Origin of the sequence: Neptunomonas phycophila (assembly GCF_001922575.1) — a bacterium.
Lineage (GTDB): Bacteria > Pseudomonadota > Gammaproteobacteria > Pseudomonadales > Balneatricaceae > Neptunomonas > Neptunomonas phycophila.
Genome location: NZ_MRCI01000001.1, coordinates 423,726 through 444,157 on the forward strand (window position 1 = coordinate 423,726; position 20,432 = coordinate 444,157).

The window sequence follows — 20,432 nt, forward strand, 5'->3', positions numbered from 1 at the left end:
CCCTGTAAAGTAAGTCATTAGATAAGCGCCCGTAGCTCAGCTGGATAGAGTACCTGGCTACGAACCAGGCGGTCGCACGTTCGAATCGTGCCGGGCGCACCATCTAATAATCTACTCTTCACACATTTATATGTTTATGCGCCCGTAGCTCAGCTGGATAGAGTACCTGGCTACGAACCAGGCGGTCGCACGTTCGAATCGTGCCGGGCGCACCATATAAATAATCAGTTTGCTCTTCAATTGCTAGACTCTAATTAATAAACATCCTGACAACTACTCGTGTATTGATTATGAAATTCATCATTAAGCTATTTCCTGAAATTACTATTAAAAGCCGTCCAGTTCGCCGTCGCTTTATTCAGCGTCTGCAGAGTAATTTGCAGGTGGTTGTTAAACGAGCCTGTCCAAGTGCAACTGTGAGTGCCTTTTGGGATAAATTAGAAGTGGTGCTACCTGAAGAGCATTCAGAGTATCGTGATGATGTTGTTGCAACCATGAAGCGTGTGCCGGGAATAGCGCATTTTTTAGAGGTTACTGAATATCCTTTTGTTGATTTTCATGATGCTTTTGAAAAAACGTTAGCGCTTTATCGTGATCGTTTGAAAGACCTGACATTTAAAGTGCGTGTAAAACGTTCTGGCTCCCACGACTTTACCTCGGTTGAGCTTGAGCGTTATATCGGTGGTGGTTTATTACAACATTCTGAATCGGCTGGCGTTGATGTTAGAAAGCCCGAGCTTTATGTAGATTTAGAAATTGTTAAAGATCAAATGTTTATTATTGATCAGCAGCACCAAGGACTGGGGGGCTACCCATTAGGCTCCCAAGAAGCCGTGCTCTCTTTGATATCAGGCGGCTTTGATTCAGTGGTAGCGTCTTACATGACTATGCGTCGAGGCTCTAAAACACATTTTTTGTTTTTCAACTTGGGCGGTAAAGCTCACGAAATAGGTGTGAAGCAAGTAGCGTTGCACTTGTGGGAGCAATATGGCGCTAGTGCGCGGGTTAAGTTTATTTCAGTTCCTTTTGATGAAGTGGTAGGAGAAATTCTCCAAAATGTTAACCATTCACATATGGGAGTGGTTCTTAAGCGCCAGATGATGCGCGCAGCGGAGCAAGTAGCTGACTTTATGGGCATTGATGCGCTGGTTACTGGTGAGAGTATTGCTCAAGTCTCTAGCCAAACAATCCCTAACTTGACCGTTATCGACCAATCAACCACTAAGCTGATTGTGCGGCCGTTGATCACTATGGATAAACAAGAGATCGTTAATAAGACTAAAGAGCTAGGTTGTTTTGATATTGTCAAAATGATTCCTGAGTACTGCGGTGTTATTTCTGATAGGCCAACCACGAAAGCAAAGCTGGATCGAGTCGTGAAAGAAGAGGCTTTATTAGATGAAGCTGTATTGGCCGATGCTGTTGAGCGTTGTCATGTAGTAGCCATCGATGAAATTATTAAGAATCTTGATATTCAAAGCGATATTGAGGCACTGACTAAAGTATCGGAAAATCAAATAGTTGTTGATGTTAGAGCGCCGCATGAGCAAGAAAAAACTCCACTTAATATGCCTGGATGTGATGTCATTTCAGTCCCTTTCTATGAGTTAGAAACGGCTTCAGATTCGTGGGTACCTGAAAAAGAATACCTACTGTATTGTGATAAAGGTGTTATGAGTCATCTGCATGCCCAAAACTTACAGGAAAAGGGTTTGGGGAACGTTAAAGTATATCGTCCTAAGGTCTAAAAAGGCTTTTACTAAAGTAGTATTTCATCCTATCTTATTGATTTTGTTGTAGGTCTTGCTTTTTTTAGCACGTTAGAAAGCTGACTAAAAGTTGACCTACACCCCCCTTCCTCAGTTGCTACATGCATGCTTTTCGGGTTTAATGCGTGGAGCGATTCATGTCTGATACGTTTCAAAAACTCTCAAAACGAGTGCTTTGGCCTCTGTTGGATATGTTGCGCGCACACAATAAAACAATTTAGGAGCAGCCACAGATGAATAATCTGTTATCAGAAGGCCTCGGATTGATGGTTTTCGGTATGGGCTTTGTCTTCCTATTCCTGACGCTTTTAGTTTTCGTTACTGGTTTCATGTCTAAATTAGTCATGAAGTACGAGCCAGCGCCTAAACCAAAAGCAGCAAAGCCGCTACCTAACAGTGCAGGTAAGGCCGTAGCGCAGGGTGGGAATGATGAACTGGTTGCGGTGATTACCGCTGCCGTTCATAAGTACAGATCATAACTATCGTTCATAAGAAACGAACTATATAACAACAATATAAATGCACTATTTTCGACAGAAGGCCTTTTACACATGTCCGATGCAAAGAAACCGCTAGGTATAACTGACGTTGTTCTTCGCGATGCGCATCAGTCGCTGTTCGCTACGCGTATGCGTATTGACGATATGCTTCCCATCGCCGAAAAACTGGATAAAGTAGGTTTCTGGTCCCTAGAAAGCTGGGGCGGAGCCACATTTGATAGCTGTATACGCTTCATTGGAGAAGATCCTTGGGATCGTATCCGTGAATTGAAGGCAGTTATGCCAAACACTCAACAACAAATGTTGTTACGTGGACAAAACTTACTAGGTTATCGCCATTATGCTGATGACGTAGTTTTCAAGTTTGTTGAACGAGCAGCAAAAAACGGTGTTGATGTTTTCCGTATCTTTGATGCTATGAATGACCCGCGCAATCTGGAAACAGCAATCAAAGCTGTTAAAGAATCTGGTAAGCATGCGCAAGGGACTATTTCATACACAACTAGCCCAGTGCATACCACTGAGACTTGGGTTGAGTATGCTAAAACCTTAGAAGATATGGGTGCTGACTCCATTGCTATCAAGGATATGTCGGGTATTCTGACACCTTATGATGCATTTGATCTCGTCTCTCGCCTTAAAGCGCAAACAGACTTAGAAGTTCAATTACACGCACATGCTACCTCTGGCTTATCAGATATGTCGATTCTGAAAGCTGTGGAGGCGGGTATTGATCGAGTCGATACTGCTATCTCTTCTATGTCTATGACGTACGGTCATACAGCAACAGAATCCGTAGTTGCCGCCCTACAGGGGACTGATCGTGACACCGGCCTTGACCTAGAGGCTTTGGAAGAAATCGCTGCTTACTTCCGAGAAGTTCGTAAGAAATACGCCAAATTTGAAGGTTCATTGCGTGGTACTGACTCACGTATTTTGATTGCTCAAGTACCTGGCGGTATGTTGACGAACATGGAGAACCAGCTCAGAGAGCAGGGTGCTTCAGATAAGTTTGATGAAGTCTTAGCGGAAATTCCACGTGTCCGTAAAGACTTGGGCCATATCCCGCTGGTAACACCTACATCGCAAATTGTAGGGACTCAAGCTGTTATCAATATTTTGATGGGCGAGCGTTACAAAACAATCTCTAAAGAGGTGCAAGGGATCCTTAAAGGTGAATATGGCGCCGCGCCAGCTCCTTTTAATAGCGATTTGCAGGCGCGTGTTTTGGATGGCGCTGAAGCTATTACTTGTCGCCCTGCGGATATGCTGGAGCCTGAAGTGGAGCGTTTAACAGCGGAGCTTAAACAGCTTGCTGCTGATAAAGGTATCACTCTGGCTGACGGCGACAAGGTGATTGATGATGTGCTGACGTACGCTCTCTTCCCGCAAGTCGGCCTTAAATTCTTAGAAAACCGAAATAATCCGGATGCGTTTGAACCCGCGCCGACCTTAGAGGATGCACAAGCTATGGCTGCCCCTAAAAATACTGGACCTCAAGTTTATACAATCACAGTGAATGGTCAGAACTACGTTGTTCAAGTAGCTGAAGGTGGAGATGTCTCTTCAATTGCACCTGCACCAGCCGCGGCGGCTGCGGCAGCGCCAGTAGCTGCAGGCGCGGGTGAAGAAGTGCCAGCGCCTTTAGCGGGTAATATTTGGAAAGTCCAAGTGTCGGCTGGGCAAGCAATCCAAGAGGGTGATGTGTTAGTCATTCTAGAAGCGATGAAGATGGAAACAGAAGTACGCGCTGCTCGTGCGGGTACCGTTGTAGCCATCGACGTTAAAGAAGGTGATGCGGTTCAAGTTGGCGATTCGCTACTGACGCTAGCGTGAGGGATCACCTGAATGGATAAAGTGTTAGAACTCTGGCAAGCATCGGGGATATACAATATCTCCTTTGGCCAGTTCGTTATGATAGTAATTGGTTTGTTATTACTATTTTTAGCGATTCGTAAAAACTTTGAGCCTTTGCTACTCGTCCCAATTGGGTTTGGTGGCATATTGGCAAACATACCAGAGGCTGGTCTGGCCTTCTCGGCTGTGGAGAATGCTATTCATTTTGCCTCGCCTGAGCTGATGGCCCAGTTTGCAAATATATTTGGTATAACGAGTACTGATCCGCATGATGTATTGCATGCTTATCATGTATCTAACCCAAGTACTCATGCAGCTGCCTCCTTACTAGCTAATGATAGTGGTTATAACAATGGTATGTTGTATAACTTCTATAGTGTTGCTATTGCTTCGGGTGTTGCACCTTTGGTGATTTTCATGGGTGTTGGTGCTATGACGGACTTTGGGCCGTTATTAGCCAACCCTAAAACTCTATTCTTAGGCGCCGCCGCTCAGTTCGGTATCTTTGCGACAGTACTAGGTGCTGTTGGCTTGACGCAGCTGGGAATAATGGACTTTAGCATCCAAGACGCTGCCGCTATCGGCATAATTGGTGGCGCAGATGGCCCTACGGCTATTTATGTGGCTAGCTTGTTATCGCCTCAGTTGTTAGGCGCTATAGCGGTTGCTGCTTACTCTTATATGGCATTGGTTCCTTTGATTCAACCACCAATCATGCGTGCGTTGACTACAGAATCTGAGCGTCAAATTAAGATGGTTCAGTTACGCCATATTTCTAAAACAGAGAAAATCCTTTTCCCTATCTGTTTGCTTGTTCTGGTTGCTTTATTGCTTCCTGATGCAGCACCGCTACTGGGTATGTTCTGTTTTGGTAACCTAATGCGAGAGTGTGGTGTTGTTGATCGTTTAAGTGATACAGCTCAAAACGCATTGATCAATATCGTAACAATATTCCTTGGTCTGTCTGTAGGTTCTAAGTTATCTGCTGATAAATTCTTAGACCTTCAAACGCTGGGTATTTTGGTGTTAGGTATTGTCGCTTTCGGTATTGGTACTGCATGCGGTGTTATCATGGCTAAAATCATGAATAAGATGGCAGGTGGTAATGCTATTAACCCACTGATCGGATCGGCTGGTGTCTCTGCTGTTCCGATGGCGGCTCGTGTATCCAACAAATTAGGCTTAGAGGCTAACTCTCAGAACTTCTTGTTGATGCATGCGATGGGGCCTAACGTAGCAGGTGTTATTGGTTCAGCCGTAGCAGCAGGTGTAATGATTAAGTTCGTTAGCTAAAGCTCGTGTCTTGGACGTAAAAAAGGCTGCATTTATTGCAGCCTTTTTTGTCTCTTACGATCACTAACGATGGTGTTGGTGATAAGGAAGCTAGAGTTAATAGCCGAGTAGCGTTTCTAGATGTGCTTCTACGCTAAAGGCTAGAGCCACTGGGTTATAGCCACCTTCCAGTACAGAAACTACCCTTCCTTGCGAATAAGTACGTGCTACATCTAAAATGAGTTTGGTTACCCAGCGATAATCTTCTTCATCGAGGTTGATATCAGCCATCGGATCTTCATGGTGGGCATCAAAACCGGCAGAGATAAAAATCATATCGGGCTTGTGTGCTTGTAGTGCAGGGAGCCAGTTCTTTTCGACTAAATTTCTAAAAAACAAGCTGTCACTGTGCGCAGGCATTGGGCAGTTGAGTATGTTTTCTCGTTGTATGTCTGCGTAGCGTTCGGGGTAAAACGGATGCTGGAATGTTGAGCATACCAGTACCTCTGGCTTGTCTTTAAAGATGTCTACGGTGCCATTACAGTGGTGGACATCGAAGTCCAGAATGGCGACACGATGAATATTGTCATTTTGTAGCGCTTGCATAGCCCCTATAGCCACATTGTTATAAAAACAAAAACCCATAGGAGTGTTGTGTTCTGCATGATGCCCAGGAGGTCGCACTGCGCAAAAGGCGTTGGTGCTTTTGCCTGCTAGTACCCTATTCGTAGCTAATATAGCTGAGCCGGCTGCTAAGCTGGCCGCATGCAATGATTGTGGGCAAAGTGCAGTATCTTCATCGGCGTAGATGACGCCTTCTTTGGGTTGCTTCATTAACAATCGCTTTTCGTGCAGACAGGCATGCGCTAAGGCGATTTGGTCGGAGGTCACGTGAACAGACTGCATCCGGTCAAGGTGTGAAATCAGCCCCGTTTTTTCTAAGACTTTATGTATGGCCATTAAACGAATAGGGCTTTCGGGGTGCTCTGGCCCCATATTGTGTAGCCCGCAATCATCGTGGCTGATTAAAGTAGTAGTCATGATTATCTTTTTTTATTGTCGATAGGGTGTTTTAAGTCAGTGTACTGCATAACTAGGGTTAATATCCCCTATGCAATGGTATGAATTGGACGAGTGGTGGTGATCAATTGATCTGAATCATAGGCGTTATAGTGAGTGAGGCACTATTATTTGGGCCTGCATTGAATGTTTAACACTGGTGTGCACCCTCACCAGTGTCTTTTTTATGTATATGATTACTTCCACCCTTCATAGATGCCTCTTATACTGTTGATATCTTGATGTTTTTATCAGCTCCGGACGGCTAATGTGCAACTATCACCCGTAGACTATTCTGACAAGCAGGTGCTCTTAATAGAGAGCAGCGGAAATATGCGATCTACGGTCGTGTTTATGCTGCGACAGTTGGGTGTGAGTCATATTCAAGCCGTTGGTATTAATGATCAGGTGTATGATCTTCTAAAAGAAGAGAACTACGACATAGTCTTGTTAGGCCACAACCCTAGTGATCCCTTGACTGGCATGCAGATTTTAGAAGAGTGCCGTTATAAAAAGATCATAAAGCCAAATACTTGCTGGGTGTTTATGACCAGTGATGCCTCTCAAGATGTTGTCTTGCATGTCGTGGAAAGTCAGCCTGATGCCGTGATTACTAAGCCGTTTTCAGCTGCTGAACTTAAGCTTAGGCTTGATATGTTGCTGTATCGGAAACATGCGCTGTCAGCGGTCGAAGAGGCCATCCAAAAAGGCCAGTTGAGTCAGGCCGTTAAATTATGTGATCAAGTTGAGCTATCTGGCGCTAATTATGATTTTGTACAGCTCATCAAAGGCCGGTTATTGCTTCAGCTTAATCGCTTTGAAGAGGCAGAGCATTTTTTCAAGTACCGTTTTGCGCGCCTGAATGAAAAAGAAAGCGGCCCTTGTTTGGCGCAAGCGTATATCGGGCAGCAGCGTTATTCTGATGCTAAAAGTATCTTGGTCGAAAGCATTGCCAAATTCCCATTGTTAATGACGTCCTATGACTTATTAGCACATGTGTTGGAAAAGACAGGGGAGTTAGAAGGTGCTCAAGAAGCACTTCAAGCAGCGACACAGCAGTCCCCTTTAAGTTTGTTGCGCAATATGGAGTTGGGGCGAATAGCGGTATACAACCGCAACTTATCCATAGCTGATCACGCTTTTAAGCGATCTATTAATTTGAATAAAACCAGTTGCTATCGGTCTGCTGAACCTTATTTGAAGCTGGCAAATGTCCGTCGTTTAGAAATGAAAGGAGTAGATGATCGCCAGCAAATAGCCCTTTATAACCAAGTTGAAGAGCTGCTTAATACAGCGGGCTTTCAGTACCCGCATGACGAAATTTTTAAGGTGAAAAGTGCGTTATTGAAAAGCCAAACGTGCACTGACTTGGGAGATACGGAGCGTGCAGAACAGCACCTTCAGCAAGCTAGCACCTTAGCTAAAAATTTGGATGAACCTTTTGATATTAAAAGGGAAATGTTGGAAGTTGTTGGCGATCCTTTACCTATATTGGACACACCTACCTCACCTAAACCTTTACCGGCTGCCAGTAAAAAAGTGGCGCATAAGCACGACCCTGAAATGAGTCATAAAGTAAACCGTTTAGGCGTTACGCATTATAATGCGGCTAAAATAGCCCAAGCGATTCGTTATTTTGGTTTGGCAATAGAATACGATGCTAAAAATAGCCGCGCATTACTAAACTTAGCGCAGTTATTCTTAGAATCAGCGCGTCAGCAAAAAGAAAAACGTGAAGAACGTCTTAAAATGGTACAGCGGTACCTGCGTTTGACGGTGCGTATGGAATTGTCTGATATTGAAATGCAAAAGCGGCGTTTACTTGAGCGTTGCCTGCAAGAGCCCATCGAAAAACTACCAGAGGGTAGTCTTGGAGTATTGCTAAAGTAAATGGTCTCCCCGCAGGGACTCGAACCCCGATCTAAGCCTTAGGAGGGCCTCGTTCTATCCGGTTGAACTACAAGGAGATAATGGCGCCGATTCTACTGATTTTTGGCTCACTTTGAAAGCCTTGATGTACAGGTCTATGCTTTGCCTAGATGTGATTGGGAGCTGTAATCGCCTTTAGAGCCAGATGCGGTGTAAAGCGTATTAGCCTGAGGTTTTCCGCGTAGCAGTGATAAAAGCTTATCCAGGCTTTGCTTGTTGCGCATGAGTACCAGTTCATTGCGCTGATTAGCTGCCATCACTGTTTTGAGTCTGTCTTCCAGAGTCGACCAGTTAGACAGAAACTTTTGCTTAATGTTGAGGTTGGGGATTTGCTGAGCGAGCTGGTCGATGCCTGCTTTATTTAGCGGAACGCCAGCCGTGCTCATACATTCTGCGCGTTGCTTGTTATTGCTGTCGAATTGGCTAAGCAGTGACGCTTTTTGTTCAAACGTAGACTTTATAGCGTCGATGTCTCTGCTCTGAAACGCGCCTAGCTCTGTCGTTAGAATATTGTCCAGCTGCTCTAAAAGCAGAATACCCTCTTGAGTGAGGGTATCTATCTTAGCGAGCGTAGAAGGATCGAGTGCCATAGCGTTAGCCCATTTGGCTCTCAAAATCGATCATTTTCCCCGCAACACGTTCAGCGTCAATGGTGTAAGAGCCATTGTCGATTGCTGCTTTAATGCGAGCAACTTTTTCAGAGTCTACGTCTGGGGTGTTAGCTATTTGTGCATCAGCCGCCTTTAAAGCGCGAGCTGTATCACTTAATTCTACCGTATCTTTTTGAACAGGTGCGATAGGAGTGCTTGTTGCAGGTGCAGCCCCATTACTTCGCTGGGTGCTGACCTTTTCACGTGCCGTCAACGCTTGTTGCGCTGAAGAGCTGTTAAGATCAATGACCATTTTTTCTACCCTCTATTGGTTCTTACTGACTATAACGGCTGCGATAGGGAATACTTTAGGAAAAAAGTCACTTATTTTTTTGCCGCTTAAAAACTGTATAAAGTATAAACAGAGCGCTTCTAAAATGCTACTAATAGGCTGGTGTTGCTGACACAACGCCACGGCTGATGACATAGGCGCGAATAACTTTTTGCGAGCGACTATTCATCACATCAATTTGCTCTCCGAGTGAGCCGTCCTCCAATGCGACGCCTTGTGTTCGAATACTGAGGCCCGATATTTGTGCTTGAATAATAACGCTATCGCCTTTGTTAACGAGTAAGGCTGCTTCCAGTAATTGAGGGGTTAGCGCTGTATTGGGTGATAGAGAGCGTCGAGCCTTTAGACCAATTACCTGAGCGGGATCTCTAAAATAGCCGCGGTTGAGTGTGGCCAAATTATCTTTCACAAAACGTATATCTTTTGCAGTGATACTGCTGCCTTTTGCGATGGCTCTGGCTGTGTAGGCAACGGGGGCGATAGCAATGACTTTGGCCGCGACATAAGTATGCCAAGTTTGTGGATCAGAGCAGGATACGCGTAAGGTTAATCGCCCACCCGGGGGGAGCGCTTTGGGGATAGGGAAAGATAAGTTTGAACATTTTCTTTGATTAATCCCTTCATTAATCGAGTTTATGTCTATAGTGATACTAGTGTGCGGTAGCTGTTTAGCAAAATGGGCTTCTAAACGCTGGGTGATGATTGTTTGCAGTGACTCAGCGGCCAAGGCTTTTGCGGGAAGCAGAAAAGAGCTAAATAGAATCTCTAAGGTGCCGACAACAAGGAATAGACGTTTAAAACTCACGGGATGGCCTGACTTACAGGTTATTGTCGTGGTGCCACTGATTAGTGACATAGAATTTGGTGTAGATCATGTCAGGTATTCTAGATACTGTAAACCTACGTACCCAGATGGTGGGGCAAAACCGGCTTGAGTTATTATTATTTGGCTTAGAGACGGAGCAAATTTATGGCATCAACGTATTTAAAGTACGTGAAGTGCTTCAATGCCCAGCCTTGACGGAAGTGCCACGATTAACCACGGCTATTAAAGGTATGGCTCACATTCGTGGAGAAACCATTCCTGTTCTGGACTTATCAGAAGCGATAGGTCGACCTTCAGTGCCGAAAGAAGAGCTACAACGTTGCTTTCTAATTGTTGCTGAATACAACAAGCGGACGTTGGCTTTCTTGGTTAGAAAGGTAGATAGAATTTTGAACACTCACTGGGATCAGATAATGGCGCCGCCAGCTGAAATAGGTGTTGAAAACTATTTAACTGCCGTATTTGAGCACGATGGAAAGCTGATTGAAATCTTAGATGTGGAGCAAATTCTAGCTGACCTGTACCCAATGCGTACAAACGTAAGTGAAGAAATAGCCACAAAAGAAGTTAAAACGAAGGCAAGTGAATATCACATTCTGTGTGTGGATGATTCGAGTGTGGCTCGTAATCAAATGCAACGCAGTTTAGAAGACCTTGGGATTAAGGTAACTACGTGCAACAATGGACGTGCTGCATGGAATATGTTGAATGATCTCACCGATAAGGGCGTCGATGTAACGCAGCACTTTTTGATGATGATTTCAGATATCGAAATGCCAGAAATGGATGGTTATACACTGGCTGCTATGATCAGAGAAGATACGCGAATGGATAAAATGCATATCGTTCTACACTCCTCATTGAGCGGCGGTTTTAACGTGTCGATGGTTAAAAAGGTAGGCGCCGATGGTTTCCTAGCTAAATTTAATCCGGATGATCTTGCTGGAGTAGTCGTTGATAGAATCCGAAAAATCGAGAGTCGTCGATAACAGGATATGGATATGTTCGATCAGTCAAGTAGCTTCAAGATATTGCAGGATGAGTTTGTTTTATTCAGTAAATATTTAGAGGATAATTGCGGAATATTATTGGCTGATCACAAGCAATATCTGGTTCAAAGCCGCCTAAATAAGATAATGCAAGAGTGTGCATACACAAACTTGAAAGAGCTTATTGGGCAGCTTAAACGGCCGGGTCAAAGCCGCCTTAAAGAACAGGTCATTGATGCCATGACCACCAACGAAACTTTATGGTTTCGTGATACCCACCCTTATGACATATTGAAAAGGCAGTTATTGCCCGAAATGCGTGATAAAAAACGTGCTCAGCGTTTACGCATTTGGTCTGCGGCGTGCTCAACTGGGCAAGAGCCGTATTCTATGAGCATGATTATTGATGAGTTTAAACAGGCAAACCCTGGTAGCTTCTCGGCGGGTGAAGAAATTTTAGCCACTGATATTTCTACCAATGTGTTGCAGCAAGCTCGTTCTGGTGAGTATGAGATGCTGGCTTTGGGTCGAGGGTTGGATAAAGAAAGACTTCAACGCCACTTCAAAGCCACCGAACGCGGTAGCTGGGTCATCAATCCGAGCATCAAGTCGCGTGTACGCTTTCAAAGTTTCAATTTATTAGATCAATACGGCACTCTAGGTCAGTTTGATATTATCTTTTGCCGTAACGTTCTGATTTATTTTTCATCTGAACTTAAAACGCAAATTTTGCGTAAAATGCATAAGCAGCTTGCACCTGGTGGCTATCTTGTTTTGGGAGCATCCGAATCGCTTTCTGGGTTAAGTGACTGTTACACGATGATTCATTGTCGTCCGGGTATTATTTACCAAGCAATTTGATTTTTACTGTTACTATATTCCTCCGCTGGTCCTAGGCGGCAACAAGCGGCATACCTTTGCCGCTTACCGCTCACTCTTCCCCTGTAAATCATCCCTTTTTCTATAAATCCCTTTAAAAACAATGTATTGATTTTTTGGCATGGTGTTTGCTTTTATCAAGATAGAGTTTATTAGGGGGCAATATGGCAATTAATTTTGATAAAGCATTAGGTTTGCATGAAGAGGCGCTACAGCTGCGCTCTAAGCGTGCGGAAATCTTGGCTAACAATATTGCCAATGCAGAAACCCCTAATTTTCAAGCCAGGGATGTCGATTTTCACGCGACACTTGCAGGCGAGATGAGTGTGAATACGCCGTTAACTTTATCTAAGACTGATGCGGGGCATCAAACGGGATTAATCAATCCTGATTTTGCAGCCGAGTTAATGTATCGAACACCGATGCAGCCAGCCGTTGATGGAAATACGGTGGATATACAAGAAGAAATGGCACGTTACACAGAAAATTCTTTAGGCTTTCAAACATCGTTTGATTTGCTAAACAGAAAATTTAAAGGGCTGGTAACAGCGATTAAAGGCGAATAATTATGTCACTTACTAATATTTTTAATATCGCTGGTTCAGCCATGAGCGCACAAACAGTTCGCTTAAATACAACCGCTAGCAATATGGCAAATGCAGACAGCGTTAGTTCAAGCGTTGAAGAGACATATCGAGCACGCAAGCCTGTTTTTAAATTGCAAGAACCCACGTTGGAGCAAATGACGGATTCCGATGCGGGTTTGCTTCCAGGTCAGGGTGTTCAAGTTGTTGGTATCGTCGAAAGTGAAGCCCCTTTACGTACAGAATATAACCCGTCTCACCCAATGGCGGATGCAGATGGCTATGTGCATTACCCTAATGTGAATGTGGTTGAAGAAATGGCGGACATGATTTCTGCTTCGCGCGCATTCCAAGTGAATACCGAAATTATGAATACAGCAAAACAGATGGTCCAACGTGTTCTCACGATTGGTCAATAATTAGAGGCGGGCAACGATTATGGCTGATATTACTGGTACTACAGCTACATCGATATTTGAGCAGATTAATGCGGCAAATTCGTCTAGCTCTACATCTACCACGCAGAGTGAATCTGATAGTCAGATGTTTATGGAGCTGATGATTGCGCAATTGCAAAATCAGGATCCAACCAGCCCGGCAGATACCGCTGATTTCATGCAGCAGATATCTAATATGACGATGGTTGAAAGCATTACTGAGCTAACGTCAACCATGACCGAACTTAGCTCAGAAATGATGACGAGCCAGGCGGCGTTGCAGGCATCATCGATGGTAGGTCAGCAAGCGTTTGTTGCAACCGACAAAGCGAGCTTATCCGCTGGTGGAAGTATTGAAGGGGCGTTCACGCTCGATACGAGTGCCTCTAATGTGCAGGTCTCTATTTATGACTCGGCAGGAAGCCTAGTCGATAGCTGGTCTGAAGGTGCTTTAGCAACAGGAGATCATTCATTTGAGTGGCAAGGTGGTGAAAACGCAGCAGGTAACTACTCGGTTGTGATTCAAAAATCATCATCTGATGGCACTACAGAAAATATAGACAGTTATATAGGCCATACTGTGAACAGCGTTACGCTGGGACAAAACGGTATTGGTATGAAAGTAAATACCGATGCCGGTGCATACAGCACTAGCGATATTTTACAGATCGGTTAAGACATAAAGGTAAGAGGGCACTATTATGGCAGGTTTTAATACAGCAGTTACGGGTATCAAAGCAGCAACCACCGACCTGGATGTCGCCGGTAACAACATTGCAAACTCAAGTACAACAGGCTTTAAAGCATCGCGTGTAGAGTTTGGTGATATTTACGCTACCGCTGTCGTTGGGGCAGGCACGGTGAATACCGCAGGCTCTGGTGTAACAGTGATGGATATCGCTACCGACTACAGTGCGGGCACCATCGAATTTACCAACAACAACCTAGATTTAGCCATTAACGGTTCAGGCTTTTTTCAGTTGGATGATGGGCAGGGCGGTACGACCTATACACGTGCTGGTGCATTTGAACTAGACAGCGAAGGCTATATTGTTTCTAAAACAGGCAAATACCTACAGGGTTATGGCTTAGACGAGTTGGGTAATCAGCTACCGTTGCAAAACTTAGCGGTAACCCAAAAAGAGAGCTCACCACATGCCACAGAGTCTATTGACTTGGCATTTAACATCGATTCGGCAAAAGATGCTGAGTTGTTAGCGCGCTCATTTGATAAAACAAACGCTAGCTCTTACTCATATTCTACCACGGTAGAGACATTCGATAGCTTAGGTAATGCAAACTCAATCCGTTATTACTTTGTTGAGCAAGCGGCTGTTCGTGAGCAGTTCCAGTTTGATGTGTCAGGCCTACCTGCTGGTGAAGATTTAACAATCTCAGGTGTGACTATTACATCGACTAGCACTCCGTTAACGACCGCCGAAGAAGATGCGTTGGAAGCGGCTGATCCACGGATTGATTTAGATACCTTATCCCTTTCAGCTGGCACGCTTACTTTTGAATTAAAAGCTGACTCTACCAGTGCTGGCGATGTGGTGATCAGTGATACTAGTGGTTCTGAATACCCGGTAGCTAATTTAGATGACGGTGTGCCAAGTACACGCGCGGCGAACGAGGTTCAAACTTTTACGATTGATTCTTCGTTGTTCTCTTATAATGCGTCGGTTGGTGATGACACGTTAGACAATGCCACTACGGTTGCCATTGGTGGTGTGTCTCTTGAATTTGATACAGGTATGACGTTAGAGGACGTGGGGCTAGCTATTGAAGATGCTCAGCAAGAGATTATCGACAATAACCCTGATATTGAATCTGTTGAGTTTAATGAAGCCACAGGTGAGATCGATATTACTTGGGAAGCCGTTGCTGGTAACGTCGATTTACTCGCCATTTCAGGTGGTACTAACAGTCCTTTTGTTGAAACAACACCCGGTAACGTAGATATAGCTGTTGTTCAGGGGGATAACTCATTCCAAGGCGCTTATCGTATGTATGCTTATCTAAATGATGAGCAACAATTGAACTTGGGTAAGGTTGTAGATCCAGGTGAGAGTGGTTTCTTGACGGATAAAACAGAAGTAGGCCCTATTGTTATCAAGTTTAACTCTACGACTGGTAAGTTAGCCGAAGTGAACGGTGAAGAAGTTCCTGATGGCGGCACAGCACCTAACATTACCATTCTAGGTGCAGACCCAGCTAACCCTAATGATACGCTGCTTGATAGTGATGTAGACTCGTTAGTGGGTGTGCAGCTTGATATTACAGGCTCTAGTCAGTTTGCATCCGACTCAATCGTTAAAAGCTCTTCGCAAGATGGTTATCCCAAAGGAGACCTGATTGGCGTGGCTTTCTCTGAAAACGGCGAGATGGTGGCTAGCTTTAGTAACGGTCAAACTCAAAAGCTAGGGTTGGTGTCTATCGCAACGTTCGCTAACCAGTCTGGTTTGCAATCAAGTGGGGATACCGAATGGATTGCTACGTTTGATTCGGGGGCAGCTGTGCTTAACCCACCAGGAACAGGTTTAAATGGTACGTTGACATCGGCAGCGCTTGAGCAATCGAACGTAGATTTGTCATCTGAATTGGTTAAATTGATTGAAGCACAGCGTAACTTCCAGGCGAACTCTAAAACATTAGAAACCCTGAATACCGTCACCCAGTCTATTTTGCAGATTTAATAGTAATTTAACGAATGACAAGGCCGCTTCTGCGGCCTTTCTTTTTTCTTGCCTTGTTTCATGCCTACAAACAACTGTTTGAACGGTTGGCACGCCCTTTGCTTTTGTCATAAGTAACGATAAAAAACGGCAAAGGTTTTCCGGTCTAACCATGGATAAATTAGTTTATATAGCAATGAGCGGCGCTCGCGAAAATATGCTTTCGCAACAAGCCCATGCTAACAATCTAGCAAATGCCAATACCTCAGGTTTTAAAGCAGACTTGTCTCAAGCCCGCGCAATGCAAGTTTTTGGCGAAGGGTTTGCCTCACGTGTTTATGCACAAACTGAGCGTCCGGCTACCGATCGTACAGCAGGTACTTTTATCAGCACGGAGCGAGAGCTAGATATTGCCGTTGATGGTGATGGTTGGTTTGCCGTTATAGGGGCTGACGGCAACGAAGGCTATACACGCAGTGGTGAGCTGCAGATTAATGCCGCTAATGAATTAGTGACAGGCAGTGGATTGCCGGTAATGGGTAACGGAGGCGTACCAATCGTTATTCCGCCCTTCGACCAAATAGACATAGGCACCGATGGCACAATATCTATCCAGCCTCAGGGTGAAGATGCCGTTGAGTTGCTCGTTATTGACCGCATTAAATTAGTAACGCTTGATCCAGCAACCAGCTTTAAAGGTCTTGATGGACTAATGCATGTGGATGCTAATGCGGTGCAGCCGCCTGATTTAAATTTAAAGATACGCTCTGGATATGTAGAAACGAGTAATGTGAATGCTGTGCATGAGATGACCAGCATTATTACCGAATCTCGCCAGTTTGAAATGAATATACGCATGATGAAAACGGCTGAAGAAGTGTCTTCAGCGGCTACATCTATCTTGTCGTTGAATTAAGGGAGGAGCTTTTATGCACGGTGCATTATTTGTCGCTAAAACAGGGTTGTCGGCTCAAGATACGTCATTAAAAGTTATCTCCAATAACCTAGCTAACGTCAGTACGGTTGGATTCAAGAAAGACCGTGCCGTATTTGAAGATTTGCTCTATCAGACAGTTCGCCAGCCAGGAGCAGAGACGGCAGAAGGTAATCAATTACCGTCCGGTCTGCAGCTGGGTAATGGTGTGCGTGTAGTGGGTACTCAGAAAATGTTTAGTACCGGTGAGATTCAAGTTACCGACGAAACATTTGATGTGGCAATTAATGGGCGTGGCTTTTTTCAAGTCACCATGCCTAACGGGGATATAGGCTATACCCGCAACGGGCAGTTTCATCTTAATTCAGACAATGAGTTGGTAACGGCCGAAGGCTATTTAATAGAACCTGCCATTACCCTTCCTGATGATGTGCAAAGCTTTACCGTAGGCGTGGATGGAACAGTCGAGGTCGTTGTTGCCGGTGACGCTACGCCCACTCAAATTGGTACCTTAGAAATTGCCGATTTCGTTAACCCCCAAGGCTTGCAAGCGATTGGTCAGAACCTGTTCCTGGAAACAGCTGCCAGTGGTGCACCACAAGTAGCCCAGCCCGGTGAAGAAGGCTTAGGTATTTTGCGCCAAGGAATGTTAGAGGCTTCCAACGTGAATGCGGTTGAAGAGCTAGTTAACATGATTACAACTCAGCGCGCCTACGAAATAAATTCTAAAGTGATATCAACGGCCGATGAGATGTTGTCGTTTGTAACGCAGCAATTGTAAGTTCAGTCTTACACAGGTGATTAAAATGATTCGTTTTGCTCTTGTTCTTTTAATGTGTGTAGCGGGTGTCGGTTGTGTGCAAACACCGGTAAAGCCGGATCGCGCTTATTATGCACCGGTGTCACCGCAGCAACTGCAGCAGCCTAAACCCGTTGATGGCGCCATCTTTAATGCGTACACCAATATCAATATTTACAGTGACGGACGAGCTCATCGTGTGGGCGATATCATTACTGTCGTATTGAGTGAGCAAACCCAATCATCTAAAACCGCTTCAACCTCAACAGACAAAAGTTCATCTATGTCATTACCGCAAGCCACGGTGTTGGGGTCTGGGTTGTCTGCCTTTGGTTTACCTATTTCCGCTAACTTAGATTCGACGGGTAACACCTTTGATGGCGAAGGCAGTTCTGATATGAGCAATAGCCTGAGTGGCGATATCACAGTGACAGTGCACGAAGTATTACCCAATGGGATTTTAGTTGTGCGCGGTGAAAAGTGGCTAACGCTTAATCAGGGAGATGAATACATTACGGTGAGCGGCATGGTTCGCCCGCAGGATATTGAATCGGACAATACCGTTGAGTCCACTAAGTTGGCCGATGCGCGTATCGCTTATAGCGGTACTGGCAGCGTACAAAATTCAAATGTACAAGGGTGGCTTTCTAAGTTCTTTATTAGCCCGTTGTGGCCATTTTAATCTAGCCACCCCTTAATTAGCCTATCGACGGAGAATAAGATGCGTAATTTACTACTAGGCTTGATGATTATCATACTGGCGCCGCTGGCGATGGCTGAGCGAATTAAGGATATAACATCCGTAGCCGGTGTGCGGAATAACCAGCTAGTAGGCTATGGCCTAGTGGTGGGGTTGGATGGTACGGGTGATAAAACCAGCTTTACCTCGCAAACTTTCCGAAACATGCTGAATAATTTTGGCGTGGCCATACCACCAACAACGAACCCTAGCTCAAAAAATATTGCGGCTGTTGCTATTCACGCTGAGCTCCCGCCATTTTCTAAACCGGGACAAACCATCGACATTACCGTTTCCGCAATTGGCGATGCGAAAAGCTTGCGTGGCGGAAGTTTGCTCATGTCACCGTTAAAGGGGGCTGATGGGCAAGTGTATGCCATGGCACAGGGCAATCTTGTGGTTTCGGGGTTTGGTGCTGAAGGGCGTGACGGCTCGCGTTTGTCGGTTGATGTACCCAGCGTTGGTCGTATTCCCAATGGTGCATCGGTTGAACGCACAGTACCTAATGCTTTTGCGTTGGGTGATAGTTTGACACTCAACCTGAACCATCCTGACTTTACAACGTCGCGTCGTGTAGCAGAAGAAATCAATGGGCTATTAGGTGCGCACACGGCTTCATCAATGGATGCGACATCTATCCGTGTAAGGGCTCCGCGGGATGCAGCGCAGCGCGTATCTTTTATCTCTGTTTTAGAAAACTTAGAGATCACTCCGGCTAAAGAGGTCGCTAAAGTTATTATTAACTCTCGTACGGGCACAATTGTTATCGGTCAAGATGTGCGAGTATCACCAGTGGCGGTTACGCATGGTGGGCTGACCGTTGCTATCACCGAAAACTTAGACGTGAACCAGCCTGACCCTTTTGCGGGTGGCGAAACGGTTATTACACCGCGCACAGGTATCGAAGTGGATGAAGGCTCAGGCCATATGTTCGAATTCTCTCCGGGTACGTCTTTGCGCGATATTGTTGAAGCGGTCAACCAAGTAGGAGCGGCACCAGGGGATTTAATGGCGATTCTAGAGGCGCTTAAACAAGCCGGCGCACTGAAAGCTGAATTGATTGTTATCTAAAGCCTCCCAAAAGTAGGCTAAGCTGTATTTGAAAGCAGGTTTACCACGTAATAACTAAAAGGCTCAATCATGGCCATTAATAGCACGAGCAATACAGATCCAGGTTTTTATACGGACTTAAACAGTCTACAAAAAATAAAAAACCAATCGAAAACAGATAGCCCAGAGGCACTACGCCAAGTGGCTCAGCAATTTGAACAGATGTTCTTGAAGATGCTGATGACCAGTATGCGCGATGCAAATGAGGCGTTTGGCAGCGATGATGTGTTTAACAGCTCGCAAGTGCGTTTTTACCAAGACATGATGGATAGCCAAGTCACATTAGAGCTTTCTCAAGGTGGCAGCGGCGTAGGCTTGACCGATGTACTGGTGCGCCAGTTAAGCCAGCAATTTGATATACGTATGGATAGCGATAAAGAGGATCAGACTGGCGATGTTTCAGAGTCAGAACGCCTATTAAATCGCGCATTCAGTGTCGGAGCCATGAACGCTAGCTCCCAAGTGTTAGGACAAATTCAAAGTAAGTTAACGGATCAAGAGCCCGGCGTAACGCCTGTGGATAAAACGGTTGAAGCATTAGCGCAATCAGTCGCTAGTTCTGACGAACCCGCAGAGAACCTGCCTGATCGTTTTAATTCTCCTGAGGAGTTTGTGGAGGCGCTTTTGCCTCTTGCCGAAAAAATGGCGGGCGAGTTGGGTGTCGACCCTAAAGTGCTCGTGGCTCAAGCCGCGTTAGAGACTGGCTGGGGTAAATACGTCATAAAAGAAAGTGACGGAAGTAGCAGTTACAACCTTTTTAATATTAAAGCCGGCCGCAGTTGGGACGGAGATCGCGCGCAAGTCAGTACTTTGGAATATCGTGATGGCATTGCACAAAAAGAGCGAGCGGACTTTAGAAGTTATGGTTCGTATCAGGAAAGCTTCCGCGATTATGTCGATTTCTTAAAAAACAGCACTCGCTATCAACAAGCCTTAAATGTCGCGGATAGCCCGTTGCAGTATTTACAAGAGCTGCAGCAAGCTGGGTATGCAACAGACCCAGCTTACGCCGATAAAATTAATTCAATCTTTGAAAATCGCATTCTTAGTATGGCACAAGCGGCCACTAAAGAAGGTTAACGAACGGCCGCTAACCTCTAGATAGAACGAGCGCGAGTGCAGGGCACTCAGG

The 20,432-nt window shown here is 45.1% G+C and carries 20 protein-coding genes and 3 tRNA genes; 18 read left to right on the forward strand and 5 right to left on the reverse strand.

Annotation, left to right across the window (positions count from 1 at the left end; all coding sequences use genetic code 11):
* Positions 1–25 precede the first annotated feature (25 nt).
* The 6 genes from BS617_RS01945 (at position 26) to BS617_RS01970 (ending at position 5,419) form a co-directional block, all read left to right on the forward strand.
* A tRNA-Arg gene (locus tag BS617_RS01945) sits at positions 26–102 on the forward strand.
* Positions 103–138: 36 nt separating this feature from the next.
* Positions 139–215, forward strand: a tRNA-Arg gene (locus BS617_RS01950).
* A 75-nt stretch (positions 216–290) separates the two neighbouring features.
* Positions 291–1,748, forward strand: a complete 1,458-nt coding sequence (gene thiI, locus BS617_RS01955) for a tRNA uracil 4-sulfurtransferase ThiI (protein ID WP_075171229.1) — start codon at positions 291–293, stop codon at positions 1,746–1,748.
* Between the two features lie 254 nt (positions 1,749–2,002).
* Positions 2,003–2,248: an OadG family protein gene (locus BS617_RS01960; protein ID WP_075171230.1), complete on the forward strand. Its 246-nt coding sequence runs from the start codon at positions 2,003–2,005 to the stop codon at positions 2,246–2,248.
* Positions 2,249–2,320: 72 nt separating this feature from the next.
* Positions 2,321–4,105 carry a sodium-extruding oxaloacetate decarboxylase subunit alpha gene (gene oadA, locus BS617_RS01965; protein ID WP_075171231.1) on the forward strand — a complete coding sequence of 595 codons (1,785 nt, stop codon included), beginning with the start codon at positions 2,321–2,323 and terminating at the stop codon, positions 4,103–4,105.
* A 12-nt stretch (positions 4,106–4,117) separates the two neighbouring features.
* The gene (locus tag BS617_RS01970) at positions 4,118–5,419 is read left to right on the forward strand and encodes a sodium ion-translocating decarboxylase subunit beta (RefSeq protein WP_075171232.1); all 1,302 of its coding nucleotides are present in this window, start codon (positions 4,118–4,120) and stop codon (positions 5,417–5,419) included.
* A gap of 96 nt (positions 5,420–5,515) precedes the next feature.
* Here BS617_RS01970 and BS617_RS01975 read toward each other — a convergent pair whose 3' ends face one another.
* Entirely contained in the window at positions 5,516–6,439 is a 924-nt protein-coding gene (locus tag BS617_RS01975; protein WP_075171233.1) for a histone deacetylase family protein, read from the reverse strand.
* A 324-nt stretch (positions 6,440–6,763) separates the two neighbouring features.
* Between BS617_RS01975 and BS617_RS01980 the strand changes: the two genes are divergently transcribed.
* A complete protein-coding gene (locus BS617_RS01980; RefSeq protein WP_283159785.1) occupies positions 6,764–8,347 on the forward strand; it encodes a response regulator in 1,584 nt (527 codons plus the stop codon).
* A 1-nt stretch (position 8,348) separates the two neighbouring features.
* Here BS617_RS01980 and BS617_RS01985 read toward each other — a convergent pair.
* From BS617_RS01985 to flgA, 4 genes are all read right to left on the reverse strand, one after another.
* Positions 8,349–8,424, reverse strand: a tRNA-Arg gene (locus BS617_RS01985).
* Positions 8,425–8,481: 57 nt separating this feature from the next.
* Entirely contained in the window at positions 8,482–8,976 is a 495-nt protein-coding gene (locus BS617_RS01990; RefSeq protein ID WP_075171235.1) for a flagella synthesis protein FlgN, read from the reverse strand.
* Between the two features lie 4 nt (positions 8,977–8,980).
* Positions 8,981–9,289, reverse strand: coding sequence for a flagellar biosynthesis anti-sigma factor FlgM (gene flgM / locus BS617_RS01995; RefSeq protein WP_075171236.1), 309 nt, complete (start codon positions 9,287–9,289; stop codon positions 8,981–8,983).
* A gap of 130 nt (positions 9,290–9,419) precedes the next feature.
* Entirely contained in the window at positions 9,420–10,133 is a 714-nt protein-coding gene (flgA, locus tag BS617_RS02000; RefSeq protein ID WP_075171237.1) for a flagellar basal body P-ring formation chaperone FlgA, read from the reverse strand.
* Positions 10,134–10,201: 68 nt separating this feature from the next.
* Between flgA and BS617_RS02005 the strand changes: the two genes are divergently transcribed.
* From BS617_RS02005 to flgJ, 11 genes are all read left to right on the forward strand, one after another.
* Positions 10,202–11,143 carry a chemotaxis protein CheV gene (locus tag BS617_RS02005; RefSeq protein ID WP_075171238.1) on the forward strand — a complete coding sequence of 314 codons (942 nt, stop codon included), beginning with the start codon at positions 10,202–10,204 and terminating at the stop codon, positions 11,141–11,143.
* A 12-nt stretch (positions 11,144–11,155) separates the two neighbouring features.
* A complete protein-coding gene (locus BS617_RS02010; protein ID WP_075171239.1) occupies positions 11,156–12,004 on the forward strand; it encodes a CheR family methyltransferase in 849 nt (282 codons plus the stop codon).
* Positions 12,005–12,186: 182 nt separating this feature from the next.
* Positions 12,187–12,588, forward strand: coding sequence for a flagellar basal body rod protein FlgB (gene flgB, locus BS617_RS02015; RefSeq protein WP_075171240.1), 402 nt, complete (start codon positions 12,187–12,189; stop codon positions 12,586–12,588).
* A gap of 2 nt (positions 12,589–12,590) precedes the next feature.
* The gene (flgC, locus tag BS617_RS02020) at positions 12,591–13,025 is read left to right on the forward strand and encodes a flagellar basal body rod protein FlgC (protein ID WP_075171241.1); all 435 of its coding nucleotides are present in this window, start codon (positions 12,591–12,593) and stop codon (positions 13,023–13,025) included.
* 19 nt (positions 13,026–13,044) lie between these two features.
* Positions 13,045–13,719, forward strand: coding sequence for a flagellar hook assembly protein FlgD (locus BS617_RS02025; RefSeq protein ID WP_075171242.1), 675 nt, complete (start codon positions 13,045–13,047; stop codon positions 13,717–13,719).
* A gap of 25 nt (positions 13,720–13,744) precedes the next feature.
* Positions 13,745–15,739 (forward strand): flagellar hook protein FlgE, encoded by a 1,995-nt coding sequence (locus tag BS617_RS02030; protein WP_075171243.1) that lies wholly within the window; start codon positions 13,745–13,747, stop codon positions 15,737–15,739.
* A 151-nt stretch (positions 15,740–15,890) separates the two neighbouring features.
* Positions 15,891–16,634 carry a flagellar basal body rod protein FlgF gene (locus tag BS617_RS02035; protein ID WP_075171244.1) on the forward strand — a complete coding sequence of 248 codons (744 nt, stop codon included), beginning with the start codon at positions 15,891–15,893 and terminating at the stop codon, positions 16,632–16,634.
* A 13-nt stretch (positions 16,635–16,647) separates the two neighbouring features.
* On the forward strand, positions 16,648–17,433 hold the full coding sequence (gene flgG / locus BS617_RS02040; RefSeq protein ID WP_075171245.1) for a flagellar basal-body rod protein FlgG: 786 nt from the start codon (positions 16,648–16,650) through the stop codon (positions 17,431–17,433).
* A gap of 25 nt (positions 17,434–17,458) precedes the next feature.
* Positions 17,459–18,133, forward strand: coding sequence for a flagellar basal body L-ring protein FlgH (flgH, locus tag BS617_RS02045; RefSeq protein WP_075171246.1), 675 nt, complete (start codon positions 17,459–17,461; stop codon positions 18,131–18,133).
* A 39-nt stretch (positions 18,134–18,172) separates the two neighbouring features.
* On the forward strand, positions 18,173–19,261 hold the full coding sequence (locus tag BS617_RS02050; protein ID WP_075171247.1) for a flagellar basal body P-ring protein FlgI: 1,089 nt from the start codon (positions 18,173–18,175) through the stop codon (positions 19,259–19,261).
* A gap of 69 nt (positions 19,262–19,330) precedes the next feature.
* Entirely contained in the window at positions 19,331–20,380 is a 1,050-nt protein-coding gene (gene flgJ, locus BS617_RS02055) for a flagellar assembly peptidoglycan hydrolase FlgJ (RefSeq protein WP_075171248.1), read from the forward strand.
* Positions 20,381–20,432: the final 52 nt, after the last annotated feature.